We start from the raw sequence: 25,022 nt of genomic DNA, 5'->3' as shown, positions 1-25,022 counted from the left end.
GCTGCTGGTTGTTCGAGGGGTTTGTCATGACAAGAATGACAGGACCGGGCCGCTCGCGCGGCCGAACGCCCAGAGCTCCGGCCTGCCGCACGTCCTGATCCCCGAAATGAGGACACCCATGTCCCTCGCCTCCGCACCGGGCCGCGCCTGGCTGACCGAGCAGGACTGCGACCTCGGCACCTTCCGTGCCCTGATCGACCGCACGACCCGCCTCGCCGACCACCCGCACGCCACGTCCGTGCGGGACGGCGTCCCGCTGTACGACGCCGACCGGCTGCGCTCGGCCGGTGACCGGGGCGCGCTGCGCGCCGAGTTGGTGCGGGTCCTCGCCGACGGTCCCGGCATCGTCGTCGTGCGGGGCGCGTTCGCGGACGCGGCGGTCGTGGACCGGCTCACCGCCGTCTTCGAGGCGCTCGTCGCCGACCAGCGCGCCTCCGGGGCCGCCGCGGGCGACCACTTCGCGCGGCCGGGCGCCAACGACCGGGTGTGGAACGCGCTGGAGAAGGCGGCCCTGTACGACCCGGAGGCGTTCGCCGACTACTACGCCAACGACGTCCTGGCCCTGGTGTCCACCGCCTGGCTGGGCCCCGGCTACCAGGTGACCTCGCAGGTCAACGTGGTCAACCCGGGCGGCGCCGGGCAGAGCGTGCACCGCGACTACCACCTCGGCTTCCTGAGCAACGCGACCGCGGCCGCCTATCCCGCGCACGTGCACCGGCTCTCCCCCGTGCTCACCCTCCAGGGCGCGGTCGCCCACTGCGACATGCCGGTGGAGTCGGGTCCGACGCTGTACCTGCCGTACTCCCAGCTGTTCGAGCCGGGCTATCTGGCCTGGCGGCTGCCGGAGTTCCAGGCGTACTTCGCGGAGCACCACGTGCAGCTGCCGCTCGCCAAGGGCGACGCGGTGTTCTTCAACCCCGCGCTGTTCCACGCCGCCGGCGGCAACCGCACGGCCGGCGTACGGCGCACCGCCAATCTGCTCCAGATCTCGTCCGCGTTCGGCCGGGCGATGGAGACGGTGGACCGGGAGGCGGTGGCGAACGCGGTGTTCCCGGTGCTGCTGCGGCGCGCGGCCGAGGGGGCCGGCGAGGCGTGGCTGGAGCATGTGATCGCGGCGAGCGCCGAGGGGTATCCGTTCCCGACCAACCTCGACAGCGACCCGCCGGTGGCCGGTCTGGCCCCGCCCTCGCAGGCGGACCTGGTGCGGCGCGCGGTGCGCGAGGGCTGGGAGCCGGAGCGGCTGCGGGCCGGGCTGCGGTCCGGCGCCGAGCGGCGCGAGAGCTGAAAGGGCAGGCAGAGCATGGGACATGACGCACTTCTCGACGGCAAGGTGGTGCTCGTCAACGGCGGCAGCCAGGGCGTGGGGGCCGCCATCGCGCGGGCCGCCGTGCGTGCGGGCGCCGCCGTGGCGGTCACGGGCCGGCGGACCGGGCCGGGCGAGACGCTGGTGAGCGAGCTGGCGGCGGACGGCGGCACGGCGATGTTCGTCCGGGCCGACCTCGCGGACGCCGGGCAGGCGAAGGCGGCGGTCGCCGCGGTGGTGGACGCGTACGGCCGCGTCGACTGCCTGGTGAACTCGGCGGGCCTCACCTCCCGGGGCACGCTGCTGGACACCACGCCGGAGCTGTTCGACCAGCACATCGCGATCAACCTCAAGGCGCCGTTCTTCGCGATGCAGGCGTCGGTCGCCGACATGGTGGCCCGCAAGGCGCCCGGCACGATCGTCAACATCATCACCTCCTCGGCACACGGCGGTCAGCCGTTCCTCGCGCCGTACGTCGCCGCCAAGGCGGGCCTCGTGGGTCTGACCCGGAACGCGGCGCACGCCCATCGCTTCGACCGGATCCGGATCAACGGCCTGAACATCGGCTGGACGGCGACGGAGGGCGAGGACGCCACCCAGCGCGCCTTCCACGGCGCGGGCGACGACTGGCGCGAACAGGCGGCGGCGAGGCTGCCGATGGGCAAGCTCGGCCAGCCGGACGAAATCGCCGACTTCGTCGTCTTCCTGCTGTCCGACCGCTCGGGCGTGGTCACGGGCTCGGTGATCGACTGGGACCAGAACGTGCTCGGCGGCCTCGACTAGAACTCTCCGCACCCACCCTCGCGATCCCCTAGGAGCAGCACCCCTCATGCGTATCGGAATCCTCGGCCTCGGCCGCATCGGCGCCTTCCACGCCGAGACCCTCTCCCGCCTCGACGTCGTCGAGTCGCTCGTCGTCACCGACCCGTTCGCGGACGCGGCCAAGGCCGCCGCCGAGAAGTTCGGCGCCGAGTTCGCCACGGTCGTCGACTCGCCGGAGGCGCTGCTGGCCGCCGGCGTGGACGCCGTCGTGGTCGCGGCCGCCACCGACGCCCACCCCGCCCTGATCCTGGCCGGCGTCGAGGCCGGCGTCCCGGTCTTCTGCGAGAAGCCCGTCGCGAAGACGATGACCGAGGGCGTGGACGTGCTCAAGGCCGTCCAGGGCCGTGGCGTGCCCATCCAGATCGGCTACAACCGGCGCTTCGACGCGGGCTTCGCCGCCGCCCGGGCCGCCGTGCGGGCGGGCGAGCTGGGCGCACTGCACACGGTCCGCTGCACGACCCTGGACCCGGCGCCGCCGCCGGCCGCGTACGTCGCCGCGTCGGGCGGGATCTTCCGCGACTGTTCCGTGCACGACTTCGACATCATCCGCTGGGTGACGGGCCGCGAGGTCACCGAGGTGTACGCGGTCGGCGGCAACCGGGGCGCCGACTACATCAAGGAGGCCGGCGACGCCGACACCGCCGGCGCGATCCTCACCCTGGACGACGGCACGATCGCGGTCGTCTCCAACTCCCGTCACAACGCCCGGGGTTACGACGTCCGCATGGAGCTGCACGGCTTCGCGGACTCCATCGCCGTGGGCCTGGACGACAAGCTCCCGCTGCGCTCGGTGGAGCCGGGCGTGACCTTCCCGGCCGGCACCCCGCACGACTTCTTCATGGACCGCTTCACCGAGGCCTACCGCGCCGAACTCAGCGCGTTCACGGAGGTCGTGGCCGGCACCCGCCCGTCGCCCTGCACCGTCGAGGACGCCCTGGAGGCCGGCTGGATCGCCGAGGCCTGCACGCTGTCCCTGCGCGAGCACCGCCCGGTGACGATCGCCGAGGTACGGCAGGCGTGAGCCGGTAGGGGGGAGCGGCGCCGGGCGCGTGCCCGGCGCCGCTTCGCGTGTGCCGGCGGCAGGCGTGTCAGCCGCAGTAGCGGATCAGCCACTCGTCCGGGTTGTACGTGTCCCGCGCCGGGTCCGGTGCGGTCGCCGGCCTGGTCTCGACCATGTCCTGCGGGCGTATCCGCTCGGGCAGCGAGCCGAAGCGTTCGTGGCGCGAGGCCGCCGCGCCGTCGGCCTCCTGGGGCGCCTTGCGTGCTTCCGTACGGTGTGTCATCGCGTCCTCCCGTCTGCGCGGGCCTCCCCCGTCGTCCCCTCAACGCCCGCGTGCCCCCGGTTGGTTCCCGGCCGTCCTGCGGCCGAATCCACCGGGGGCACGGAGGAATGCCCGCGACGTGTCCGGGTGCTCAGGCCCCGCAGGAGCGCAGGAACCTGCGGGTGCGCACCGCGATCGGCAGGGGCCGGTCCGGCTCGCACGGGTACATGTCCTGCTCGACGATGGCGAACAGGTCCACGCCCAGCCGCTGGGCCGCCGCCAGGACGGGGCCCAGCTCCGGTACGCCGGCGGGCGGTTCGCACATCACGCCCTGGGCCACGGCCGGTCCGAAGGGGGTGCCCTTCGCCCGCACGTCGGCCAGGATCTCCGGGTCCACCTGCTTGAGGTGCAGATAGCCGATGCGCTCGCCGTAGGTCTCGATCAGCTTGACGCTGTCCCCGCCGCAGTACGCGTAGTGCCCGGTGTCCAGGCAGAGGTTGACCAGCTCGGTGTCGGTCGAGTCCAGGAACCGTTCGACGTGCTCCTCGGTGTCGATGTGGGTGTCGGCGTGTGGGTGGACCACGATGTCCAGGCCGAACTCCTCCTTGACCTCGTGCCCGAGCCGTTCCATGCCCTTGGTCAGGTGCGCCCACTGCTCGGCGGTCAGCTCCGGCGGCTCCAGGATCTCGGCGGTCTTGTCGTCCCGCCAGAACGAGGGGATGACCACCAGGTGCCGCGCGCCCGTGGCCCGGGTGAGCTCGGCGACCTGGCTGACGTGCGCCCAGGTCGCGTCCCAGACGGAGGGGCCGCGGTGCATGCCGGTGAAGACCGTGCCCGCCGAGACCTTCAGGTCGCGCCGGGCCACCTCGTCGCGCAGACGTGCCGGGTCGGTGGGGAGGTAGCCGTAGGGGCCGAGTTCGATCCACTCGTAGCCCGCCTCGGCGACCTCGTCCAGGAAGCGGTCCCAGGGGACCTGCTGGGGGTCGTCGGGGAACCAGACGCCCCAGGAGTCGGGAGCCGAGCCGACCCGGATGCGGTCCAGCGGGGTGGGGTGCGCCATGGTCAGGTGTTTCCTTCCGGGGAGGTCGCCACGGGTGCGGTGAGGTCGCTCTCCTCGGGGAGTTCCTCGGTGTCGACGCCGCGTACCTGGGCCAGTTCGTGCTTGAGCGCGGCGAGTTCGGCGCCGCCTGCCATGTGGTTGGTCAGCTCCTCCAGGCTGATCTGCGCGCGCTCGGCGGACAGTTCGAGGGTGCCGAGGCGCAGGACGCTGAAGTGGTCGCCGACCATGTAGGCGTGGTGGGGGTTGTGGGTGATGAAGATGACGCCGAGGCCGCGGTCGCGGGCGGCGGCGATGTACTTCAGGACCACGCCGGACTGCTTGACGCCGAGTGCGGCGGTCGGCTCGTCGAGGATCAGGACGCGGGCGCCGAAGTAGACGGCGCGGGCGATGGCGACGCACTGGCGCTGGCCGCCGGAGAGGGTGCCGATGGGCTGTTCCAGGTCGTCCAGGACGATGCCCATGTTGCGCAGTTCCTCGTCCGCCGTGGCCTTCATCCCGGCGATGTCCAGGCGCCGGACCGGCCAGGGGCCCTTCGTCATCTCCGAGCCCAGGAAGAAGTTGCGCCACACCGGCATCAGCGGCACCGTCGCCAGGTCCTGGTAGACGGTGGCGATGCCCTTGTCGAGGGCCTCGCGCGGGCTGGAGAAGCGTACCGGGGTGCCGTCGACGAGGAACTCGCCCTCGGTGTGCTGGTGCAGACCCGAGATGATCTTGATCAGGGTGGACTTGCCGGCGCCGTTGTCACCGAGCACGCAGGTCACCTTGTTCGCGTGCACGGTGAGGTCCACGCCGTGCAGCGCGCGGATGTTGCCGTAGGACTTGCCCGCACCGCGCAGTTCGACCAGGGCCCCCTCACCGGCGGGCGGGGTGTCGGCGAGCACGGCGCCGTGGGTGGCTGCCTTGTTGTCAGTCATCGCTTCACCTCCGGGTCGCCGCGCGGCTGACCCACAGATTGATCAGGACGGCGCCGAGGAGCATCACGCCGAGGAAGGCCTTGAACCAGTCCGGGTTCCAGCCGGCGTACACGATGCCCTGCTGCACCATGCCGAACATGAACGCGCCGAAGACCGGGCCGATCGCCGAACCCGCGCCGCCGGTCAGCAGACAGCCGCCGATGACGGCCGCGGCGATGTAGAGCAGCTCCTGGCCGATGCCCTCGCCGGACTGCACCGTGTTGAAGGAGAACAGCTGGTGCATGCCGATGAACCAGGCGCCGAAGCCGACCAGCATGAACAGCGAGATCTTCGTGAACGTCACCGGGACACCGACGGCCCGCGCGCTCTCCTTGTTGCCGCCGACCGCGAAGATCCAGTTGCCGTACTTCGTGCGCAGCAGCACCCAGGTGGCGATGGCCGCGAAGACCACCCACCACACCACGGTGATCTTCACCTGCACCCCGCCGACGTCGAACGACGACGCGAAGACCTTCCTGGCCTGGTCGAAGCCGTCCATGTCGCTGATGTCGTCGGTGGCGACGTTCCCGGTGACGAGCTTGGTCACCGCGAGGTTCACGCCCTGGAGGATCAGGAAGGTGCCGAGGGTGACCAGGAAGCTGGGCAGGCCGGTCTTGACCACCATCCAGCCGTTGAAGAAGCCGATCGCGAGGGAGACGGCCAGGGCGACGATCACGCCCGTCCACACGTTCAACGTCAGCTGGTAGCTGAGCATGCTCGCGGTCAGGGCGGAGGAGATCACGGCGACGCCGGAGGAGAGGTCGAACTCGCCGCCGATCATCAGCAGGGCCACCGGCAGGGCCATGATCCCGATGGTCGAGGACTGGTAGAGGATCGTGGCCATCGAGCTGCCCTGACGGACCGAGGGCGCGACGACGAGGAAGAAGATCAGTACGGCGGCGGCGCCGAGGAAGACGCCCACCTCCGGCCGGGCCAGCAGGCGCAGCACCAGGGGGCGCCGGGCGGTGCGGCCGTCGGCCGCCTTGGGACCGGACGCCGGGGGTGTCGTCCCCACGGCCGGCTCGGCGTGCTGGGCCATGCTCATCACCGGGTCCCCTTCGCGGCGAACTCGGCGACCTTGTCGACGTTGGACTTGTCGACGAAGGCCGGACCGGTGAGCACCGGCTGGACGCCGCCGCCGCTGTAGTTGCCGTTGTTCTTGTAGAGCCACAGTGCGTCGACGGCCAGGTAGCCCTGGAGATAGGGCTGCTGGTCGACGGCGAACTCGATGCTGCTGTTCTGGACGGCCTTGACGAGGTCTTTGTTCAGGTCGAACGTGGCGACCTTGGCCTTGCTGCCCGCGTCGCCCACCGACTGCACGGCGGTGAGGGCGAAGGGGGCGCCCAGGGTGACGACCGTGTCGACCGAGCTGTCCTGCTTCAGCTTCGCCGTGATGGTCGAGCGCACGGACGGCATGTCGGTGCCGTTCACGTACAGGGTCTCAGTGGTGCCCTTGAACGTCTTCTTCACGCCGTCGCAACGCTGGGTGAGGCCCACGTTGCCCTGCTCCTGGATGACGCAGACGACGTTCTTGGCCCCGGTCGTGTTCAGCTTGTCGCCGAACGCCTCGCCCGCGACGCTCTCGTCCTGGCCGAAGAACGACAGCATTCCGAGCTGCTTCCAGTCGCTCAGTCCCGAGTTGAGGCCCACTACCGGGATACCCGCCTGCTCGGCCTTGCCGACGACGGCCTTCATCGCGTCCGGCTTGGCCAGGGTGACCGCGACGCCGTCCACCTTCTGGTCGATCGCGTTCTGCACCAGGTTGGCCTGGTTGCCCGCGTTCGGGTCGGCGGAGTAGACCAGCTTGATGTTGTCCTTGGCGGCGGCCGCCTCGGCGCCCTTGCGGACGGTGTCCCAGAAGGTGTCGCCGGGCGCCTGGTGCGTGACCATGGCGACGGTCATCCGAGGGGTGTTGGCCTTGCCCGCCGAGGCGTTCTGGGCCGCCTCCTCGGCCTTTTTCCCGCCGTGGGCGCTGGCGCACCCGGCGAGGGTGAGGGCCGCCGCCGCGGCCACCGCCACGAAGGGGGCCGATCGGCGAAACCGGGAGGGAGAAGAGCGGTCCATCTTTCCAGCACCTCACTGTGCGTGCGACGGGGGAAGGACGCTGATGCGTTGGGACGGGATCCAAGTCCCTGGTGAGCCCGCTGTCAATACTTTGTTAAGACATCATTTCACGAGCAGGTCCGAATGTAAGTACAAATCATTGACATCTGGACCTTCACGGGCCTACACCTGACAGGCATGAGCCCAGTACACCGCACACCGCAGCGAACGGCACCGGGTGACCGGGCGCTCGACAGCCTCACGTTCGCCCTGGACCGCACGAGTCCGGTACCGCTGTACTACCAGTTCGCACAGCAACTGGAGGCCGCCATCGAGCAGGGCGCGCTGGCTCCGGGCAACCTCCTGGGCAACGAGGTCGACCTCTCCGCACGGCTGGGCCTGTCCCGTCCCACCGTCCGCCAGGCGATCCAGTCCCTGGTCGACAAGGGCCTGCTGGTACGCCGCCGAGGCGTCGGCACGCAGGTCGTGCACAGCCAGGTCAAGCGCCCGCTGGAGCTCAGCAGCCTCTACGACGACCTGTCCGCGGCCGGACAGGGCCCGACCACCCGGGTGCTGCGGGGCGAGCGGATCCCGGCGCCCGCCGACGTGGCCGCGGCTCTCGGCATCGCGGAGGGCGCCGAGGTCACCGTACTGGAGCGGCTGCGCTCGGCCCATGGCCAGCCGGTGGCGTTCCTGTGCAACTTCCTGCCGCCCGCGCTGCTCGAACTCCCCACGGAGCGGCTGGAGTCGACGGGCCTGTACGAGATGCTGCGGTCCGCCGGGATCGTGCTGCACAGCGCCCGGCAGTCCATCGGCGCGCGCAGCGCCACCGCCGACGAGGCCGGCCTGCTGAACGAGAAGGAGGGCGCGGCCCTGCTCACCATGCGGCGCACCGCGTACGACGACACGGGCCGGGCCGTGGAGTACGGCAGCCACGTCTACCGGGCCTCGCGCTACGCCTTCGACTTCCAGCTGCTGGTCAGGCCCTGACTCCTTCAACTCTGCCTGCTCTTCGCCGAAGTTGCAGGTAACGATGACGATTACGTTTCGGGCAAGAGACCCCCGAGTGCGAGCCGACCTATTGACGCATGAGCGGACATGGGGGTGTTATGACGCCCACGATGTTCGGTCGAGTTGGTTTCTGAGCGGTTTCGACAACCTTTCGGTGATCAACTCATCCCCTTGACCGAGCCCTGTATTCCTCAGGAGCCGCCATGCGCCTCTCGCCCTCCGGTGTTTCCGTCCCGGGTCCCAGCCGACGCTCGCTGCTGCGCACGGCAGGCGGTGCCGCCCTGCTCGCCGGTACCGGCGTCCCCCTGTTGTCCGCCTGCGGGGGCAGCGGCTCCTCCTCCGACCCGAAGACCGTCACGGTCGGCTCCAACGCCTCGGACGCGGTGCCGAAGAAGGCCTTCGAAGGCGTCTACGCCGACTTCAAGAAGACGTCCGGCCTCACGGTCGCGGTGAACACCAAGGACCACAACACCTTCCAGGAGCAGATCAACTCGTATCTGCAGGGCACCCCGGACGACGTCTTCAACTGGTTCGCCGGCTACCGCATGCAGTTCTTCGCGGCGAAGGGCCTGGCCTCGCCGATCGACGACGTGTGGCAGAAGATCGGGGACAATTTCCCCGACGCGATGAAGAAGCTCAGCAAGGGCCAGGACGGCAAGTACTACTTCGTGCCGCTGACGACGTACCCCTGGGCGATCTTCTACCGCAAGAGCGTCTTCCAGCAGCACGGCTACAAGGTCCCGGCCACCTGGGACGACTTCGTCGCGCTGTGCAAGCAGATGCAGAAGGACAACCTGGTCCCGATCGCCTTCGGCGACAAGGACGCGTGGCCCGCGATGGGCACCTTCGACCAGATCAACTTCCGGCTCAACGGCTATGACTTCCATGTCCAGTTGATGGCGGGCAAGGCCTCCTGGACGGACGCCAAGGTGAAGGCCGTCTTCGACCACTGGGCCGAGATCCTGCCCTACCACCAGGACGGCTTCATGGGCCGTACCTGGGAGGACGCCGCGCAGACGCTGGTGTCGAAGAAGGCCGGCATGTACCTCCTCGGCTCCTTCGTGGCCCAGCAGTTCACCAACAAGGCCGACCTGGACGACCTGGACTTCTTCCCCTTCCCGGAGATCAACTCCGCGTACGGGCAGGAGACGGTCGAGGCGCCGACCGACGGCTTCATGGTCAGCAAGTCTCCGAAGAACCACGACGGTGTCGTGAAGCTGATGGAGTACCTGGGCAGCCCGGCGGCCGAGGAGACGTACCTCAAGACCGACCCGAGCGTGGTCGCCGCCTCCAACAAGGCCTCCACCTCCGCCTACTCGCCGCTGCAGAAGAAGGCGTTCGAGATGATCGGCGCCGCCAAGAACCTCACCCAGTTCATGGACCGCGACTCCCGGCCCGACTTCACCTCCACGGTGATGCAGCCGGGGCTGCAGAAGTTCCTCCAGAACCCCAAGGGCGTGGACAGCCTGCTGTCGTCCATCGAGCGCCAGAAGAAGACGATCTTCGCGTCCCAGTGAGCGACCCGATGACGACCGACACGACTGACACGACGACGCAGACCCCGGAGGCGGCCGCCGCGCCGTCCCCGGGGCCCACGCCCGGGGCGAAGCGGGCCACGCGGAGCCACCGGCGTCTGCTGACCCGCCGCGACCGGATCACGCTCGGCCTCATGGCGGGCGTGCCGACGATCCTGCACGTGGCCCTCGTCTGGGTCACGGCACTCGCCTCGATCCTCCTCGCCTTCACCACCTGGGACGGCATCGGCTTCGACTCGATCAAGTGGGTCGGCCTGGAGAACTTCAAACAACTCTTCAACGACAACCCGCAGTTCTGGCCGGCCCTGCAGCACAACGTCATCTGGTTCGTGGTCCTGATCCTGATCCCGACGCCGTTCGGCCTGTTCCTGGCCGTCCAGCTGGACAAGCGGATCCGCTTCAGCCGGGTCTACCAGACCGCCTTCTTCCTGCCGGTCGTCATCTCGATGGCCTGCATCGGCTTCGTCTGGCAGCTCGTCTACAACCCGGACACCGGCCTGATCAACAGCATCATCGGCGCCAACAAGCCCGGCCACTACATCGACTGGATCGGCGACCCGCACCTGAACCTGTGGGCGGTCCTCATCGCCGCGTCCTGGCGGCACGCCGGCTACATGATGATCCTGTACCTGGCCGGCCTGAAGAGCGTCGACCCGTCGCTGCGCGAGGCCGCCGCGCTGGACGGCGCGAACGAGTGGCAGACGTTCAGGAACGTCATCTTCCCCACCCTGCGCCCGACCAACACGGTCGTCCTCGTCGTCACCATCATCGAGTCGCTGCGCGCCTTCGACCTGGTCTTCGTCTTCAACAAGGGCGCCCAGGGCACGGAGTTGCTGTCGATCCTGGTGACGAACAACATCATCGGCGAGTCCAGCCGGATCGGCTACGGCTCCGCCATCGCCGTCGTCCTGCTGGTCATCTCCCTCGCGGTGATCATCCCGTACCTGATCGCCACCTTCCGGAAGGAGCGGCGCGCATGAGCAGCACCACTCTCCCGCCGACGCGCCGCGCCCCGATCCGCCCGGCCCGGGTGCTGCTGCACGTCTTCCTCGCCGGTACGGCGCTGGCCTGGCTGGCCCCGCTCCTGTGGGCGGTCTTCTCGGCCCTGCGGCCGTACAGCGAGACCAGCGCCAAGGGCTACGTCTCCTGGCCGAGCAAGCTGACGTTCGCGAACTTCACGAACGCGTTCCAGCAGTCGGACATGCTGCACTACTTCGGCAACACGCTGATCATCGCGGTGCCGGCCGTGCTGCTGACCCTGTTCCTCTCCTCCTGCGTGGCGTTCTACGTCAGCCGCTTCGACTTCCGCGTCAACCTCGCCCTCCTGCTGGTCTTCACGGCCGGAAACCTCCTCCCCCAGCAGGTCATCATCACCCCGCTGTACCGGCTGTACCTGCTGACCGACCTGCCGGGCATCACGGCGAGCGGCAAGCTGTACGACTCCGCGCTCGGCCTGGTGCTCATCCATGTGGCGTTCCAGTCGGGGTTCTGCGCGTTCGTGCTGAGCAACTACATGCGCTCGCTCCCGCACGAGCTGACCGAGGCCGCACTGGTCGACGGGGCCTCGGTGTGGCGGCTGTACTGGCAGATCACGCTGCCGCTGTGCAAGCCGGCGATGGCCGCCCTGGCCACCCTGCTGTCGATCTGGATCTACAACGACTTCTTCTGGGCGCTGGTGCTGATCTCGACCGGTGAGAACATGCCGATCACCTCGGCCCTGAACAACCTCTCCGGCCAGTACTTCACGGACCCCAACCTGGTGGCGGCGGGCTCCCTCCTGACTGCGATCCCCACCCTGATCGTCTACTTCGCCCTCCAGCGCCAGTTCGTCAACGGCCTCACACTGGGCTCCAACAAGGGCTGAACACCTCCTGACCTGCGGCTTTCACCAGCGAACCGGGCAGCGCACCGTACCCGCCCGGGTGGCCTGCGCCCGCGGCGGCCCGGGCGCAGGTGCACAATCAAAGACGACGCAGCGATGGCCGTCGGCCCCGGTGGTGAGGGGGCCCATGGAAGGACGGGGCGTCCGTGATGGCGGGAGAGAGGCAGGGCAGACAACCTCGGCAGCCGCACCTGCCCGACCTGCACGCGCGCCTGCGTTCCGAGCTGGGCCGGATCGACGAGCAGCTGCGCGCCCTGCTGTCCTCCATGGACCGGCTCCAGGGCCTGCTGGACGCGGTGGTGGCCATCAGCCGCGAGGTCGAACTGCCCGCGGTGCTGCACCGCATCGTGACCACCGCCATGGAGCTGGTCGGCGCCCGGTACGGGGCACTGGGCGTACTCGACGAGTCCGGGGAGCGCCTGGAGCAGTTCATCACGGCCGGCCTGAGCGAGCGCGAGCGCAAGGCCCTGACCGAGACCGGCATGCCGCGCGGTCTGGGGGTCCTCGGCCACCTGATCCGCTACCCCGAACCCCTGCGGATCGACGACATCCCGGCCCACCCGGCCTCCACCGGGTTCCCGCCCGGCCATCCGCGCCTGCACACCCTGCTCGGCGTCGCCATCAGCGTGCGCGGCGAGATCTACGGCGACCTCTACCTGTCGGAGCGGTACGACGGAAAGCCCTTCGACCTGCACGACGAGAACGTCGTCCTCGCCCTGGCCGGCGCCGCGGGCATCGCGATCGAGAACGTCCGCCTCTTCGAACGGATCCGGGTCGGAGCCGAGCAGTTCCAGCGGCTGCTGCTGCCCACCCTGCCCGACCTGCGGCCCTTCACCGCGGCCGCCATCTACCGGCCGGCCGCCGAGCCGAGCCAGCTGGGCGGGGACTGGTACGACGCCGTCCCCCTGCCCGACCAGGTGGTGGCCGTCGTGATCGGTGACGTGGTCGGCCACGATCTGCGGGCCGCGGCCGCGATGGCCTCCACCCGGAACATGATGCGCGCTCTGCTGTTCGACCGGAGCGACCCGCCCGGCGTGGTCCTCGCCCGGCTCGACCGGGCGCTGGAGGCCATCACGGACAATCCCGTCACGACCACCACGCTGGCCCGCGTCGAACCGGAGGGACCGGGCTGGCGACTGCGCTGGAGCACCGCGGGCCACGTCCCGCCCCTGCTGCTCACCCGTGAGCGCCGCGCGACGTACCTGCTCGGCGAGCCCGGACTGCCGCTCGGCGTCGACACGGATCAGCCGCGCCCGGACCACTCCCGGCTGCTGCCCCCGGACGCCACCCTGATCTTCTTCACGGACGGGCTGGTCGAGCATCCCGAGCACCCCATCGACGAGCGGCTGAACGTACTCGCCCAGCTCGCCGTGGAACACTCCGGGCTGTCCCTGCCCGCGTTCGTCCGGGCCCTGGCCGAGCACCACCCCAGCGACGGTCACGACGACATGGCCATCCTCGCCGTCCGCACACCGCCCGGCGACATGGAGCATCCGGGACAACCGGCGGATGATGGACCTCGGGGGTGACATCGACGCGGAGGTCGCCCGATGCCCGACGCGCGGCAGGTGCGGCTCGGCCGCAGTGGTGCGGTGGCCGTTCTGGAGATCTGCGCCATGACCGCGCTCTATTACGGCTCGGCCAGGCTGGGCCTGCTCCAGCAGCTGGTGCGCGGCCAGGTCACCCCGCTGTGGCCGCCGAGCGGGATCGCGCTGGCGGGCCTGCTCCTGCGCGGCTGGAAGCTCTGGCCCGGGATCGCGCTCGGCGCGTTCCTGGTCAACATCTCGCTGGGGCCGTCGCTCCCGGCCGTCCTCGCGATCACGGCGGGCAACACCCTGGCGCCCGTCTGCTCCGCCGCGCTGCTGCGCCGCGTGGGATTCCGGAACGAACTGGACCGACTGCGCGACGCACTCGCCCTGATTTTCCTCGGTGCGTTCACCGGGATGCTGATCAGCGCGACCACGGGCAGCGGGACCCTGATCCTCGCGGGCGTCCTGAACGCCGAGGGCTTCTGGCCGACGTGGTCGGTCTGGTGGACCGGCGACGCGATGGGCGTGCTCGTGGTCACGCCGGTCCTGCTCGTCCTCAGCTCGGCACGCTGGCCGAAGGGGGCGCCGCCCGTGCGGTGGGCGGAGGGGCTGCTGCTGGCGGCCGCGACCGCCGGCGTCGGTGTCGTCGAGACCGGGACCACGCCGCTCCTGTTCCTCGGCTTCCCGCTGCTCATCTGGGCGGCCTTCCGCTTCCAGCTGGCCGGAGCCGCGCCCTGCGCGCTGGCCGTGTCCACCTTCGCGATCATCGCCGCCACGCGTGGATCAGGCCCGTTCTCCGGTCACGACCTGCTCACGAGCATGATCACCCTCCAGGCCTTCAACGGCTCCGCCTCGCTGACCGCGCTGCTGGTCGCGGCGGTCATCAGCGAGCGGAACGAGACCCAGCGCGAGATCGCGCGGGCCTGCGGGCAGCTCGCCGGGATGGTGGCCAGGATCGCCACCGGCGACCATCGCCCGACACTCCCCGGCGAGGACGGCCCCACGGAAACGAGAAGGTCGTCTCCTCATCCCTGAGAAGACGACCTCCGACCTGCTGCAAAGCTGGTCGGGACGACAGGATTTGAACCTGCGACCCCTTGACCCCCAGTCAAGTGCGCTACCAAGCTGCGCCACGTCCCGATGCGCTCGCTCGCGGTGAACCGCGTGATCGCGCGAACAGAACTTTACCCCACGTCCGGGGGTGCGCCGAAGAGCGGCCGCGGGGAGCGGGGGAGAATCGGCGCCATGACGAACGCGGGCGCATCGGATGCCAGGGACCGCGACGCCGACGGGCGGGCGCGCAACGCTCGGCCCCGGGACGGGCTCGGGCGCCCGCTGCCCTACGGCACGCAGGGCGTGCCCCGGCAGCCGGAGGGGGTCGTGCGGACGCCCGACGAGACGGTCGCCGAGGCGCAGGCCCTGCTGGCGGCGGGCAGGCCCTTCCACGCGCACGAGGTCTTCGAGGACGCCTGGAAGTCGGGTCCCGAGGACGAGCGGGCGCTGTGGCGGGGGCTGGCCCAGCTGGCGGTGGGGCTCACCCACGCGGCGCGCGGCAACGCCGTCGGCGGGGCGCGCCTGCTGCGGCGGGGCGCGGGGGCGGTGGCGGCGTGGGAGAAGGCGCGCGGCGAGGACCGGCCCTACGGGATGGATCTCGCCGGGCTCGCCCGGTGGGCGTGGGAGCTGGCGCAGCGGGTGGAGCAGGGGGCCGGCCCGGTGGATCCGGTCGCCGAGGCGCCTCGGCTCGGGTGGGGCGAGCTGCACTGACCGGCAGGGCCGACCGGCCGTGCCGACCGTGCGTACGGAGGCGGTGGACGCGTGGTCAGCGGTATGCGGCAGACTCGGGGCGTGCGAAAGATTCATGTCATCGGTATCGGCGCGGGCGACCCCGACCAGCTGACCCTGCAGGCCGTCAAGGCGCTGCGGAGCACGGACGTGTTCTTCCTGCTCGACAAGGGCGAGGTGAAGAGCGATCTCACCCAGCTCCGCCGGGACATGCTCGACACGCATCTGCCCGCGGGGTCGTACCGGGTGGTGGAGGCCCGTGACCCCGAGCGGGACCGGACGGCGGGCGGCTCGGCGTACTCGCCGGCGGTGGAGGACTGGCGCAGCGCCCGCGCCGGGATCTACGAGCGGCTGATCGCCGAGGAGCTGGACGAGGACGGCACCGGCGCGTTCCTGGTGTGGGGCGATCCGGCGCTGTACGACAGCACGCTCGGGATCCTGGAGGAGGTGCTGGCGCGCGGGGCGGTCGCGTTCGAGTACGTGGTCGTCCCCGGCATCAGCAGTGTCTCCACGCTGGTCGCCCGGCATCGCACGGGCCTGAACCGGGTGGCGCGGCCGGTGCAGATCACCACCGGTCGGCGGCTGGCCGAGGGCTTCCCCGAGGACGTGGACGACGTGGTGGTGATGCTGGACGCGCACCAGACGTTCCGCAGGTACGCCGAGGACGACATCGACATCTACTGGGGCGCGTACCTCGGCACCGAGGACGAGATCCTGGTCTCCGGCCCGATCGCCGAGGCTGCCGAACGCATCGAGCGGGTGCGGGCCGAGGCGCGCGAGCGCAAGGGCTGGATCATGGACACGTATCTGCTGCGCAGGAACCCGGGCGAGCAGTAGGGGCGGCCGTCAGGCCGGGCCGAGTCCGAGCCGCTCCCGTACGGCCGCCACGTCGGGCACCGCCGTCACGTCCGGGGGCAGCGCGGGGCGGCGTACCACGACGACGGGCAGCCCGAGGTCCCTCGCGGCGGTCAGTTTCGCGGCCGTGGCCCCGCCGCCGCTGTCCTTGGTCACCAGGACGTCGATGCGGTGGGCGCGCAGCAGGTCCGTCTCGTCGGCGACGGTGAACGGGCCGCGCGCGAGGACCAGTTCGGTGTGCGGGGGCAGCGGCGGCTCGGGCGGGTCGACCGAGCGGACGACGAAGTGCAGGTCCGTCAGCCGGGCGAACACCGCGAGACCCAGCCGGCCGGTGCTCAGGAACACCCGGCGGCCGAGGCGGGGCAGGGTCTCGGCCGCGGCCGGCAGGGAGGGGACGTCGTACCAGCGGTCCCCCGGCACCGGCCGCCAGCCGGGCCTGCGCAGGACGGTCAGCGGGATCCCGGTGGCGGCCGCCGCGCGGGCCGCGTTGGCCGTGATCGACTCGGCGAAGGGGTGGGTGGCGTCGACCAGCGCGTCCACGTGGTGGGCGCGCAGCCAGTCGGCGAGGCCCTGCGCGCCGCCGAAGCCGCCGGTCCGCACCTCGCCGGGCAGCGCGCCCGGGGTGGCGACCCGGCCGGCCAGGGACGTGGTGACCCGGACGCCGGGGCGGGCGGCGAGGTCGGCGGCGAGGCGGCGGGCCTCGGTGGTGCCGCCGAGGATCAGGACGTGCGCGGGCATAGGGGTGAGCGTAGGCGGTCGTACGGGCCCGTACGGCGCCCGGGTCGCTACGGTCGGGGCCATGGAATCCGTGCGGGCCGTGCTGATCGACATCGACGGTGTCCTCACCGTCTCCTGGAAGCCGCTGCCGGGTGCGGTGGCGGCGCTGCGGGCGGTCCGGGACGCGGGGCTGGGGGTGGTCCTGGTGACCAACACCACCTCCCGGTCCCGGGCGTCCGTCGCCGCGGCGCTCGCCCGGGCGGGGTTCCCGGTGGGCGCCGAGGACGTACTGACGGCCCCCGCCGCCACCGCCGACCGGCTGGCCGGGGCCCGCGTCGCGCTGCTGAACAGCGGGGACGTCGGGGAGGATCTGGCGGGGATCACCCTCGTCGGGGACCGCGACGACGACGTCCCGGACGTCGTGCTGCTCGGCGGCGCCGGAGCGGAGTTCGGTTACGAGGCGCTCAATCGGGCCTTCGGCCGGATCCGGCGGGGCGCGCGGCTGGTCGCCATGCACCGGAACCTGTACTGGCGCACCGACGAGGGACTCCGGCTGGACACGGGGGCGTTCCTGGCGGGCCTGGAGGCGGCCGCGGGGGTCGAGGCGGAGGTCACCGGGAAACCGTCGCGGGCGTTCTTCGAGGCGGCCCTCGGGCGTCTCGGCGTCGGCGCGGAGCAGGCGCTGATGGTCGGGGACGACGTCGAGTACGACGTCCTCGCGGCGCAACGGCTCGGCATCACCGGGGTGTTGGTGCGCACGGGCAAGTTCCTGCCGCGGAGCCTGGAGCGGGCGAGCGGGCGCCCGGACCACGTCCTGGACTCCTTCGCGGACCTCCCGGCGCTGCTGGGGCTGTCGTCGCCCTCGGCCTAGCGCAGGAGCAGTTGGACCCCGCCCACCACCGTCGCCGCGATCACGAGTTGTTCGAAGAGTCGCTGGTTGATCCTGTTCACAGCCCATTTGCCGATGAGCGCACCGGGCACGACGAACACCGCGAGCGCGGCGTCGAGGAGCAACGAGCGTCCGTCGATCAGGCCGAGGCCGGCGCTGAACGGCACCTTGGACAGGTTCACGATCAGGAAGAAGAACGCCGACGTGCCGAGGAAGCCCAGCTTCCGGAAACCGGCCGAGAGCAGATACATCGACATCACCGGGCCGCCCGCGTTGGCGACCATCGTCGTGAACCCGCCGAGCACGCCGTACGAGCGCGCCTTCGCCCGGCCCGCCCGACCGGTCACGGCGTCCGGCCCGTCCGGCTCGTCCGCACACTCCGTCCGGCGCCGCCGCCACAGCGTGACACCGGCCATCAGCAGCAGGATCGCGCCGATGGAGGTCCGCACGACCCCGTCGCCGGCCCACACCAGGAACAGCGTGCCGAGCACGACCCCGGCCGCGACGGCGGGGAACAGCCGCCACAGGGTGGGCCAGTGGGCGTGCCGCCGGTAGGTCAGGACGGCGAGGACGTCGCCGGCGATCAGGACGGGAAGCAGCACGCCGGTGGAGGCGCGGGCGGGCAGGACGGCGGCGAAGATGGCGAGGCTCACCGTGTTGGCCCCGCTCACCGCGGTCTTGGAGAAGCCGACGAGGAGGGCCGCGAAGGCGAGCGCGGCGAACTCCCCGCCGGATATGTGCCAGAGCGTCATCGTGTTCATGCGGAGACCGATGCTATGTCCGGACAAGCCTTCGGCGTAAGCACCGTCTCGCCTGGTGACCCCTGCCGACCGCTATGACTGATCCGCGCACTTTTCCGCGTACGTCGCCCGGAGTTCCCGCTTCAGCACCTTCATGCTGGGGCCCAGCGGCAGCGCGTCCGTGAACTCCACGCGCCGCGGGTACTTGTGCCGCCCCAGGTGCTCCTTGGACCACTCGGTGAGCGCGGCGGCGTCGGGGGCGGTGCCCGGCGCCGGGACGACGACGGCGCACACCTCCTCGCCGTGCAGTTCGTCGGGCAGGCCGATGACCGCGACCTGGGCGATCGAGGGGTGGCGGGCCAGGACCTCCTCGACCTCCCTCGGGTACACGTTGTAGCCGCCGCGGATGATGACGTCCTTCTTGCGGTCGACGATGCGCAGGAAGCCCTCGTCGTCCTTGGTGCCGAGGTCGCCGGTGCGGAACCAGCCGTCGACCAGGGCCTCGGCCGTGGCCCGGGGCCGCCCGAGGTAGCCGGAGAAGACGTTGTGGCCGCGGATGACGACCTCGCCCAGCTCCCCCGCCGGCAGCAGCTCGACGCGGTCCTCCACCTCGGCACGGGCGATCTCCACGTCGACGCCCCACAGCGGGTGGCCGATGGTGCCGGGCCTGGTGCCGAACAGCGGCTGGTTGACGGTGGCCGTCGGCGAGGTCTCCGACAGCCCGTACCCCTCGTAGATCCGCGCGCCGAACGCCTCCTCGAACCGCTCCAGCACGGCCACCGGCAGCGAGGCTCCGCCGGAGACGCAGACCCGCAGCTCGGGCAGCCGCTCCGCCCGCGCCGCGGCCGCCGCGAGGGCGACGTACATGGTCGGCACGCCCTGGAAGGTGTTGACGCCCTCCGCGACCATCAGCTCGATGGCGCGGGCCGCGTCGAAGCGGGGCAGCAGGACGAGTGTGGCGCCCGCCCGCCAGGTGGAGTTGAGCGAGACGGTCTGCCCGAAGGCGTGGAACAGCGGCAGCGCGCCGAGGGCGATGTCGTCGGGGCGGATGTCGTTGGCGTCGAAGGCGTTGACCGTCGCGTTCATCACGATGTTGAAGTGGCTGAGGACCGCGCCCTTGGGGACGCCGGTCGTGCCGCTCGTGTAGAAGATCACGGCCGGGTCGTCGGCGGTCCGGCTGACGTACGACACCAGCGGCTCGGCCCGCGCCGCGAGCCTGTCGAACTCCTCGCCCAGGGTGATCACTCGGACCCCGAGGGCCTCGGCGGCGGCCCGCCCGGTCGCCGCCTGGGCCGGGTGTACGAGCAGCAGGTTCGCCCCGCTGTCCCGCAGCACGTGCTCGACCTCGCCGGCCGACAGGAGCAGATGCACCGGTACGACGACTCCGCCGGCCGCGACGGTCGCGTAGTAGGCGACGGGGAACTCGGCGGTGTTGGGGGCCATCAGCGCGACCCGGTCCCCCGGTCGTACGCCGAGCCCGGTGAGGGCGCCCGCCCGGGCGAGGGAGCGCTGCCACACCTCGCCGAAGGTGAGCCGCAGTTCACCTTCCACGAGGGCGGTCTTTCCGGGACGGCGCCTGGCGTTCTCGGCGAGGATGGCGGCGACGGACAGGGTTGCCATGGAGGGGTGCTCCGTTTCCTTGCTGCGGCTCGTACTACCGAACTCCCTCGTGGGGAGCGTCTGTTGAGGTCAGTCCCGCGCCACCAGCAGGGCGCTGCCCTGTCCCACGCCCACGCACATGGTCGCGAGTCCGCGCTGCGCGCCCGTGCGGCGCATGCGGTGCAGCAGCGTCGTCAGGATGCGGGCGCCGGAGCAGCCGAGGGGGTGGCCGAGGGCGATGGCGCCGCCGGTCGGGTTGACCAGGTCCGGGTCGATGCCGAGCTGGTCGACGCAGGCGAGGGCCTGTGCGGCGAACGCCTCGTTGAACTCGGCCTCCTGGAGGTCCGCGACGTCCCAGCCGGCCCGGTCCAGCGCCTTGCGGGTGGCCGGTACCGGGCCGATGCCCATGACGTCGGGGTGCACGCCCGCGGAGGCGCCCGCGACGTAGCGGCCGAGGGACTCCAGGCCCAGCTCCTCCAGGGCCTCCTCGCTGACCAGCAGCAGTCCGGCCGCGCCGTCGTTCATCGGCGAGGCGTTGCCCGCCGTGACCGTCCCGCCCTGCCGGAAGACCGGCTTCAACCGTGACAGCTTCTCCAGCGACGTGTCCTCGCGGACGCACTCGTCCTGCTCGACCACGACGCCGTCCGGCCGCTCCACGGGCAGGAGTTCGGCGTCGAAGTGGCCGTTCTTCCGGGCGGTGGCGGCCCGTTGGTGGCTGCGCAGGGCGAACTCGTCCTGCCGGTCGCGGGAGATGCCGTACCGCTCGGCGACCTCCTCGGCGGTCTCGCCCATGGACAGCAGGCCGTGCAGGTCCTTCATCGCCGGGTTCACCAGGCGCCAGCCGAGCCGGGTGTCGTGGGTCTCGATGCGCGGCGGCAGGGCCTCGTCGGGGCGGGGCAGCACGAAGGGGGCCCGGCTCATGGACTCGGAGCCGCCGGCGATCACGATGTCGGCCTCGCCGGCCGCGATGGTGCGGGCGGCCGAGGTGACCGCTTCCAGGCCGGAGGCGCACAGCCGGTTGACGGTGGCGCCGGGCACGGACTCGGGGAGCCCGGCGAGGAGGACGGCCATCCGGGCGACGTTGCGGTTGTCCTCGCCGGCCTGGTTGGCCGCGCCCCAGTAGACGTCGTCGATCCGGGCCGGGTCGAGCGCGGGCACGCCGGCGACCAGTGCGCGGATCACCGTGGCGGCCAGGTCGTCGGGCCGGACACCCGACAGGGCTCCGCGCAGCTTGCCGATGGGGGTGCGGCGGGCGGCCGCGAAGTGGACGGGACGCACGGCTTGGACTCCTGACCGACGGGTGTCATTAATTAGCACTGCTAGTTTTGGACTATAGACCTCGGACCGGCCCGCTGGGAAGATCCTCCCGGCCCTCACCGAGTCGCCCGGAGGAGACATGCCCCACGTCCGCGAGCACACCCTCGACGGCACCCGCGGCCCCATCGCCGTACGCGAATGGCCGCACCCGGCGCCCCGCTACCTGGCCCTGGTGGTGCACGGGTACGGCGAGCACGCGGGCCGCTACGACGGCCTCGCGGCCGTCCTGAACGCGCACGGGGCCGCCGTGTACGGGCCCGATCACGTCGGCCACGGGCGCTCGGCCGGGGAACGCGTGGTGATCGAGGACTTCGAGGACGTCGTCACCGATGTGCACGGCGCGGCGGACCTCGCCCGCCGCGCGCACCCCGGCCTGCCGCTCGTCCTGGTCGGCCACTCCATGGGCGGGCTGATCGCGGCCCGCTTCGCCCAGCGGTACGGCGCCGAGCTGAGCGCGCTGGTCCTGTCCGGGCCGGTGATCGGCGCCTGGGAGCTGCCGGGGCGGCTGCTGGCGCTGCCGCAGATCCCGGACGTCCCGGTCAGCCCGGCCGCGCTGTCCCGGGACCCGGCCGTGGGCGCCGCCTACGCCGCCGATCCGCTGGTGTGGCACGGGCCGATGAAGCGGCCGACGCTGGAGGCGTTCGCCCGGACGCTGGAGACCGTCGAGAAGAGCGGCGACGTGGGCGGGCTGCCGCTGCTGTGGCTGCACGGGGACGACGACCGGCTGGTGCCGCTGCCCGGCAGCCGGACGGGCGTGGAGCGGCTGAGCGGCGGGCGGCTGACCCAGAGGATCTTCGCCGGGGCGCGGCACGAGGTGTTCCACGAGACGGAGCCGGACCGGGCGGCGGCCTTCGCGGAGGTGCGCAGCTTCCTGGACCGCACCCTGCCCGGATGACACCCCAACGGGCCCTGCCGGACGGCGGGTTGAGGGGGCCGCCGGTGTCCGCGGGGCGTGCGCCGGATGGCATGATCGTGCCAGACTGCTGCCCGCACGTCCCGGAGCGACCACCGGGACCGGCCGAGCGGAGGAGCAGCACGTGACGGGGACCGAGCCGGCCGCATCGCGCATCGACACCACCCGGCCGCATCCGGCCCGGGTGTACGACTGGTTCCTCGGCGGCAAGGACAACTACCCGGTCGACGAGGAACTGGGCCGCCGGATCACGGCGATCGACGAGGGCGCCCTGCGCGCCGCGCGCGCCAACCGGGCGTTCATGCAGCGCGCCGCACGCACCGTGGCCGAGGACGGCATCCGCCAGTTCCTGGACATCGGCACCGGCATACCGACCGAGCCCAACCTGCACCAGATCGCGCAGTCGGTGGCCCCGGACAGCCGGGTGGTCTACGTCGACAACGACCCGATCGTCCTCGCCCACGCGAGCGCGCTGCTGCGGGGCACACCCGAGGGCGTCACGGAGTACGTCCAGGCCGACGCCCGCGATCCGCGTTCCATCCTCGAACAGGCTGCCCGCGTCCTGGACTTCGGCCGTCCCGTCGCCCTGTCCCTGATCGCGCTGCTGCACTTCGTGGCCGACGAGGACGGCGCCCACGAGCTGGTCTCCACGCTGGTGGACGCGCTGGCGCCGGGCAGCCGGCTGGTGCTGTCGATGATGACGGCGGACTTCGAGCGGGAGAACGTCGAGAAGGGCATCGCCGCCTACGCCGCGGGCGGAGTGACCCTGGTGGCCCGCTCCCGCGACGAGGTGGCCGCGTTCTTCCGGGGCCTCGACCTGCTGGAGCCGGGCGTCGTGTCGGTCGCCGACTGGCGCGCGGACACGGCACCGGACGACCGGGGCCCCGTCTCCCTGTACGGCGCGGTCGCCGCCAAGCCCTGACCGGGCCCCTCGGTCACAGGCCGAGGATCCGGGAGATGGTCCGCAGCACGCCGTTGTCGTCGTTGGACGGTGCCAGGTGGCGGGCCCGGCTCACGACCTCGGGGTGGGCGCCCGCCATGGCGAAGGACCAGTCGGCCGCGTCGAGCATCTCCAGGTCGTTGAGGTAGTCGCCGAAGACCATGGTCTGCGCGGGCGTGATGCCGAGCGCCCGCTGCAGGCCGCGCAGGGCGGTGCCCTTGTTGGCCGTGCGGTTCATGACGTCGACCCAGTGCTCGCCGGAGACGACGACCTGATGAGTGCCGGCGAACTCGGCGAGCGCGGGGGCGGTGGTGTGCTCGGCGGACCCGAAGTCGAGCAGCGCGACCTTGATCACGTCGTCGTCGACGGCCGTGAGGTCCGCCACGACGCGGTGCTCGGCGTAGTACGTGCGCACCTCCGCCAGGAACGCCTCGTCGGTCCGCTCCACGTACGCCGCCCGCTTGCCGCACACCACGGCGCCCACGTCCACACCGTCCTCGGCCAGTCCCCGCACCGTCCGGACGATCCGCGCGGCCACCGACGCGTCGAGGGTGTCGGAGCTGAGCTCCACGCCGTCGCGGACCACGTACGTGCCGTTCTCGGCGATGAACACCATGCCCTCGGCAACCTCGGCGAACTGCCGGGCCAGCGTGGCGTACTGGCGGCCGCTGGCGGGGCTGAACAGCACGCCGCGGCGGCGCAGTTCGGCGAGCATCGGCCACAGTCCCTCGGGCATCCGCTTGGCGTTGTCCAGCAGGGTGCCGTCCATGTCGGTGACGATCAGCCGGATGTCGGCGGGACCCGTGGGCAGGCCGGCGGTGTCGGGGAGGGGCGCGGGCGTGGCGGGCATGTCCTGCTTCCGGTCGGGGGGAGTGACGGCGTCCAGTGTTCCTCATGCGATCGTTCCCCGTGCGACGCGGTGTCCCGGAGCCGGTCCCCGATGACCGGGGACGTCCCGGAGCGTCCCCGAACCGCCCGGAGCGGGCATTTCCCGGGACAGCGCGATCAACGGGCGGCACAATGACGGCGGGCAACCGCGTGCGAGAAGGGCGGCGACGTGACCGAGGGCTCCCCCACAGCCGGACCGGCGAGACTGAACACCTCCGTGGCGCACAACGCCCGGGTGTGGAACTACTGGATCGGCGGCAAGGACAACTACGAGGTCGACCAGCAGGTCGGCGAGCACGTCGCGGGACTGTTCCCGGTGATCCGCGACGTGGCCCGCGCGGACCGGGACTTCCTGGCGCGGGCGGTGAGGTTCCTGGCCGCGGAGCGCGGGATCCGGCAGTTCCTGGACATCGGCACGGGCCTGCCGACCGTGGACAACACCCACGAGATCGCGCAGCGGATCGCGCCCGAGTCCCGGATCGTGTACGTCGACAACGACCCGATCGTGCTGGTGCACGCCCGCTCGCTGCTCACCAGCGCGCCCGAGGGCGCCACGGACTACATCGACGCCGATGTGCGCGACCCGGACACCATCGTGCGACGCGCCGCCGACACCCTGGACCTGACCCGGCCGGTCGCGCTGATGATGCTGGGCATCCTGAACTTCGTCCTGGACACCGGCGAGGCCCGCGACATCGTGCGGCGGCTGGTGGCGGCCCTGCCGTCCGGCAGCGCTCTGGTCCTCACCCATCCGACCTACGACGGTGACGTGGGCGGCGAGGGCAACCGCGCGGCGATGGAGTTCTGGAACGCCCACGCCACGCCGCCCATCACCGCCCGCAGCCGCGCGGAGATCGCCGCGTTCCTCGACGGCCTGGAGCCGGTCGAGCCGGGCCTCGTGCCCTGCTCGCAGTGGCGCGCCGACCCGGCCGTCGCGGCGCCGGTGCCGCAGTTCGGCGCGGTGGCCGTGAAACGCTGACGC

At 71.6% G+C, this 25,022-nt stretch carries 25 protein-coding genes and 1 tRNA gene; 15 read left to right on the top strand and 11 right to left on the bottom strand.

Going from position 1 to position 25,022, the window contains the following annotated elements:
* The first annotated feature begins 118 nt into the window (after positions 1-118).
* The 3 genes from AC4OXY_RS40895 to AC4OXY_RS40885 are packed head-to-tail and all read left to right on the top strand — an operon-like array spanning position 119 to position 3,146.
* The gene (locus tag AC4OXY_RS40895; protein ID WP_402064999.1) at positions 119-1,285 is read left to right on the top strand and encodes a phytanoyl-CoA dioxygenase family protein; all 1,167 of its coding nucleotides are present in this window, start codon (positions 119-121) and stop codon (positions 1,283-1,285) included.
* A gap of 15 nt (positions 1,286-1,300) precedes the next feature.
* A complete protein-coding gene (locus AC4OXY_RS40890; RefSeq protein WP_376291460.1) occupies positions 1,301-2,086 on the top strand; it encodes an SDR family oxidoreductase in 786 nt (261 codons plus the stop codon).
* Between the two features lie 46 nt (positions 2,087-2,132).
* Complete coding sequence (locus AC4OXY_RS40885) at positions 2,133-3,146, top strand: Gfo/Idh/MocA family protein (RefSeq protein ID WP_491992236.1); 1,014 nt, start codon at positions 2,133-2,135, stop codon at positions 3,144-3,146.
* Between the two features lie 67 nt (positions 3,147-3,213).
* Here the strand turns inward: AC4OXY_RS40885 and AC4OXY_RS40880 are convergent, their stop codons facing one another.
* The 5 genes from AC4OXY_RS40880 to AC4OXY_RS40860 all read right to left on the bottom strand — a co-directional run bounded on the left by AC4OXY_RS40880 (position 3,214) and on the right by AC4OXY_RS40860 (position 7,464).
* On the bottom strand, positions 3,214-3,408 hold the full coding sequence (locus AC4OXY_RS40880) for a hypothetical protein (protein WP_362821791.1): 195 nt from the start codon (positions 3,406-3,408) through the stop codon (positions 3,214-3,216).
* A gap of 130 nt (positions 3,409-3,538) precedes the next feature.
* Entirely contained in the window at positions 3,539-4,447 is a 909-nt protein-coding gene (locus AC4OXY_RS40875) for a sugar phosphate isomerase/epimerase family protein (protein ID WP_491992235.1), read from the bottom strand.
* Between the two features lie 2 nt (positions 4,448-4,449).
* On the bottom strand, positions 4,450-5,361 hold the full coding sequence (locus AC4OXY_RS40870) for an ATP-binding cassette domain-containing protein (protein WP_356028482.1): 912 nt from the start codon (positions 5,359-5,361) through the stop codon (positions 4,450-4,452).
* A 4-nt stretch (positions 5,362-5,365) separates the two neighbouring features.
* The gene (locus AC4OXY_RS40865; RefSeq protein ID WP_356028479.1) at positions 5,366-6,445 is read right to left on the bottom strand and encodes an ABC transporter permease; all 1,080 of its coding nucleotides are present in this window, start codon (positions 6,443-6,445) and stop codon (positions 5,366-5,368) included.
* A complete protein-coding gene (locus AC4OXY_RS40860; RefSeq protein WP_356028477.1) occupies positions 6,445-7,464 on the bottom strand; it encodes a substrate-binding domain-containing protein in 1,020 nt (339 codons plus the stop codon). Before AC4OXY_RS40860 ends, AC4OXY_RS40865 begins: the two co-directional genes overlap by 1 nt.
* Before the next feature lie 177 nt (positions 7,465-7,641).
* Between AC4OXY_RS40860 and AC4OXY_RS40855 the strand changes: the two genes are divergently transcribed.
* From AC4OXY_RS40855 to AC4OXY_RS40830, 6 genes are all read left to right on the top strand, one after another.
* A complete protein-coding gene (locus tag AC4OXY_RS40855) occupies positions 7,642-8,433 on the top strand; it encodes a GntR family transcriptional regulator (RefSeq protein WP_376291453.1) in 792 nt (263 codons plus the stop codon).
* Positions 8,434-8,657: 224 nt separating this feature from the next.
* Positions 8,658-9,971, top strand: a complete 1,314-nt coding sequence (locus AC4OXY_RS40850; protein ID WP_356028473.1) for an ABC transporter substrate-binding protein — start codon at positions 8,658-8,660, stop codon at positions 9,969-9,971.
* Positions 9,972-9,979: 8 nt separating this feature from the next.
* Positions 9,980-10,969, top strand: a complete 990-nt coding sequence (locus AC4OXY_RS40845; protein ID WP_376291450.1) for a carbohydrate ABC transporter permease — start codon at positions 9,980-9,982, stop codon at positions 10,967-10,969.
* Positions 10,966-11,853 (top strand): carbohydrate ABC transporter permease, encoded by an 888-nt coding sequence (locus tag AC4OXY_RS40840; RefSeq protein WP_356028468.1) that lies wholly within the window; start codon positions 10,966-10,968, stop codon positions 11,851-11,853. The genes AC4OXY_RS40845 and AC4OXY_RS40840 overlap by 4 nt, the downstream gene beginning before the upstream one ends.
* 167 nt (positions 11,854-12,020) lie before the next feature.
* The gene (locus tag AC4OXY_RS40835) at positions 12,021-13,400 is read left to right on the top strand and encodes a PP2C family protein-serine/threonine phosphatase (protein ID WP_376291447.1); all 1,380 of its coding nucleotides are present in this window, start codon (positions 12,021-12,023) and stop codon (positions 13,398-13,400) included.
* A gap of 21 nt (positions 13,401-13,421) precedes the next feature.
* The gene (locus AC4OXY_RS40830; protein ID WP_491992234.1) at positions 13,422-14,435 is read left to right on the top strand and encodes an MASE1 domain-containing protein; all 1,014 of its coding nucleotides are present in this window, start codon (positions 13,422-13,424) and stop codon (positions 14,433-14,435) included.
* A 28-nt stretch (positions 14,436-14,463) separates the two neighbouring features.
* Here the strand turns inward: AC4OXY_RS40830 and AC4OXY_RS40825 are convergent.
* Positions 14,464-14,540: transfer RNA gene (locus tag AC4OXY_RS40825), tRNA-Pro, on the bottom strand.
* A 105-nt stretch (positions 14,541-14,645) separates the two neighbouring features.
* Here AC4OXY_RS40825 and AC4OXY_RS40820 point away from each other — a divergent pair.
* Positions 14,646-15,164 (top strand): DUF309 domain-containing protein, encoded by a 519-nt coding sequence (locus AC4OXY_RS40820; protein ID WP_376291443.1) that lies wholly within the window; start codon positions 14,646-14,648, stop codon positions 15,162-15,164.
* An 81-nt stretch (positions 15,165-15,245) separates the two neighbouring features.
* Positions 15,246-16,019, top strand: a complete 774-nt coding sequence (gene cobF / locus AC4OXY_RS40815; protein ID WP_356028459.1) for a precorrin-6A synthase (deacetylating) — start codon at positions 15,246-15,248, stop codon at positions 16,017-16,019.
* A 9-nt stretch (positions 16,020-16,028) separates the two neighbouring features.
* Here cobF and AC4OXY_RS40810 read toward each other — a convergent pair whose 3' ends face one another.
* Positions 16,029-16,775 carry a cobalt-precorrin-6A reductase gene (locus AC4OXY_RS40810; protein ID WP_362821785.1) on the bottom strand — a complete coding sequence of 249 codons (747 nt, stop codon included), beginning with the start codon at positions 16,773-16,775 and terminating at the stop codon, positions 16,029-16,031.
* 61 nt (positions 16,776-16,836) lie between these two features.
* Here AC4OXY_RS40810 and AC4OXY_RS40805 point away from each other — a divergent pair, with 61 nt between their 5' ends.
* Positions 16,837-17,625: an HAD-IIA family hydrolase gene (locus AC4OXY_RS40805; protein WP_376291439.1), complete on the top strand. Its 789-nt coding sequence runs from the start codon at positions 16,837-16,839 to the stop codon at positions 17,623-17,625.
* Here the strand turns inward: AC4OXY_RS40805 and AC4OXY_RS40800 are convergent.
* The 3 genes from AC4OXY_RS40800 to AC4OXY_RS40790 all read right to left on the bottom strand — a co-directional run bounded on the left by AC4OXY_RS40800 (position 17,622) and on the right by AC4OXY_RS40790 (position 21,260).
* Positions 17,622-18,404, bottom strand: a complete 783-nt coding sequence (locus tag AC4OXY_RS40800; RefSeq protein ID WP_491992233.1) for a sulfite exporter TauE/SafE family protein — start codon at positions 18,402-18,404, stop codon at positions 17,622-17,624. The two genes, AC4OXY_RS40805 and AC4OXY_RS40800, sit on opposite strands and share 4 nt — an antisense overlap.
* Before the next feature lie 72 nt (positions 18,405-18,476).
* Positions 18,477-20,003, bottom strand: a complete 1,527-nt coding sequence (locus tag AC4OXY_RS40795) for a long-chain-fatty-acid--CoA ligase (protein WP_362821783.1) — start codon at positions 20,001-20,003, stop codon at positions 18,477-18,479.
* Positions 20,004-20,072: 69 nt separating this feature from the next.
* On the bottom strand, positions 20,073-21,260 hold the full coding sequence (locus tag AC4OXY_RS40790) for a thiolase family protein (protein ID WP_356028447.1): 1,188 nt from the start codon (positions 21,258-21,260) through the stop codon (positions 20,073-20,075).
* A 118-nt stretch (positions 21,261-21,378) separates the two neighbouring features.
* Here AC4OXY_RS40790 and AC4OXY_RS40785 point away from each other — a divergent pair, with 118 nt between their 5' ends.
* Together AC4OXY_RS40785 and AC4OXY_RS40780 are read left to right on the top strand one after the other, a co-directional pair.
* Positions 21,379-22,194 (top strand): alpha/beta hydrolase, encoded by an 816-nt coding sequence (locus AC4OXY_RS40785; protein ID WP_356028444.1) that lies wholly within the window; start codon positions 21,379-21,381, stop codon positions 22,192-22,194.
* A 142-nt stretch (positions 22,195-22,336) separates the two neighbouring features.
* Positions 22,337-23,134, top strand: a complete 798-nt coding sequence (locus AC4OXY_RS40780) for an SAM-dependent methyltransferase (protein WP_356028441.1) — start codon at positions 22,337-22,339, stop codon at positions 23,132-23,134.
* A 13-nt stretch (positions 23,135-23,147) separates the two neighbouring features.
* On the opposite strand, the gene AC4OXY_RS40775 is transcribed toward AC4OXY_RS40780, so the two are convergent.
* Entirely contained in the window at positions 23,148-24,002 is an 855-nt protein-coding gene (locus AC4OXY_RS40775; RefSeq protein WP_356028561.1) for a Cof-type HAD-IIB family hydrolase, read from the bottom strand.
* A gap of 207 nt (positions 24,003-24,209) precedes the next feature.
* Between AC4OXY_RS40775 and AC4OXY_RS40770 the strand changes: the two genes are divergently transcribed.
* Positions 24,210-25,019, top strand: coding sequence for an SAM-dependent methyltransferase (locus tag AC4OXY_RS40770; RefSeq protein WP_356028439.1), 810 nt, complete (start codon positions 24,210-24,212; stop codon positions 25,017-25,019).
* The last annotated feature ends 3 nt before the right edge of the window (positions 25,020-25,022 follow it).

Source organism: Streptomyces sp. HUAS MG56 (assembly GCF_058673395.1).
Note: the sequence above shows the minus strand (reverse complement) of the source record. Positions and strands in the feature narration are given on the sequence as shown.

Coding starts and splice junctions, on each gene's coding strand:
- AC4OXY_RS40895 (WP_402064999.1), top strand. CDS start 119: ATGTCCCTCGCCTCCGCACCGGGCCGCGCCTGGCTGACCGAGCAGGAC.
- AC4OXY_RS40890 (WP_376291460.1), top strand. CDS start 1,301: ATGGGACATGACGCACTTCTCGACGGCAAGGTGGTGCTCGTCAACGGC.
- AC4OXY_RS40885 (WP_491992236.1), top strand. CDS start 2,133: ATGCGTATCGGAATCCTCGGCCTCGGCCGCATCGGCGCCTTCCACGCC.
- AC4OXY_RS40880 (WP_362821791.1), bottom strand. CDS start 3,408: ATGACACACCGTACGGAAGCACGCAAGGCGCCCCAGGAGGCCGACGGC.
- AC4OXY_RS40875 (WP_491992235.1), bottom strand. CDS start 4,447: ATGGCGCACCCCACCCCGCTGGACCGCATCCGGGTCGGCTCGGCTCCC.
- AC4OXY_RS40870 (WP_356028482.1), bottom strand. CDS start 5,361: ATGACTGACAACAAGGCAGCCACCCACGGCGCCGTGCTCGCCGACACC.
- AC4OXY_RS40865 (WP_356028479.1), bottom strand. CDS start 6,445: ATGAGCATGGCCCAGCACGCCGAGCCGGCCGTGGGGACGACACCCCCG.
- AC4OXY_RS40860 (WP_356028477.1), bottom strand. CDS start 7,464: ATGGACCGCTCTTCTCCCTCCCGGTTTCGCCGATCGGCCCCCTTCGTG.
- AC4OXY_RS40855 (WP_376291453.1), top strand. CDS start 7,642: ATGAGCCCAGTACACCGCACACCGCAGCGAACGGCACCGGGTGACCGG.
- AC4OXY_RS40850 (WP_356028473.1), top strand. CDS start 8,658: ATGCGCCTCTCGCCCTCCGGTGTTTCCGTCCCGGGTCCCAGCCGACGC.
- AC4OXY_RS40845 (WP_376291450.1), top strand. CDS start 9,980: ATGACGACCGACACGACTGACACGACGACGCAGACCCCGGAGGCGGCC.
- AC4OXY_RS40840 (WP_356028468.1), top strand. CDS start 10,966: ATGAGCAGCACCACTCTCCCGCCGACGCGCCGCGCCCCGATCCGCCCG.
- AC4OXY_RS40835 (WP_376291447.1), top strand. CDS start 12,021: ATGGCGGGAGAGAGGCAGGGCAGACAACCTCGGCAGCCGCACCTGCCC.
- AC4OXY_RS40830 (WP_491992234.1), top strand. CDS start 13,422: ATGCCCGACGCGCGGCAGGTGCGGCTCGGCCGCAGTGGTGCGGTGGCC.
- AC4OXY_RS40820 (WP_376291443.1), top strand. CDS start 14,646: ATGACGAACGCGGGCGCATCGGATGCCAGGGACCGCGACGCCGACGGG.
- AC4OXY_RS40810 (WP_362821785.1), bottom strand. CDS start 16,775: ATGCCCGCGCACGTCCTGATCCTCGGCGGCACCACCGAGGCCCGCCGC.
- AC4OXY_RS40805 (WP_376291439.1), top strand. CDS start 16,837: ATGGAATCCGTGCGGGCCGTGCTGATCGACATCGACGGTGTCCTCACC.
- AC4OXY_RS40800 (WP_491992233.1), bottom strand. CDS start 18,404: ATGAACACGATGACGCTCTGGCACATATCCGGCGGGGAGTTCGCCGCG.
- AC4OXY_RS40795 (WP_362821783.1), bottom strand. CDS start 20,003: ATGGCAACCCTGTCCGTCGCCGCCATCCTCGCCGAGAACGCCAGGCGC.
- AC4OXY_RS40785 (WP_356028444.1), top strand. CDS start 21,379: ATGCCCCACGTCCGCGAGCACACCCTCGACGGCACCCGCGGCCCCATC.
- AC4OXY_RS40775 (WP_356028561.1), bottom strand. CDS start 24,002: ATGCCCGCCACGCCCGCGCCCCTCCCCGACACCGCCGGCCTGCCCACG.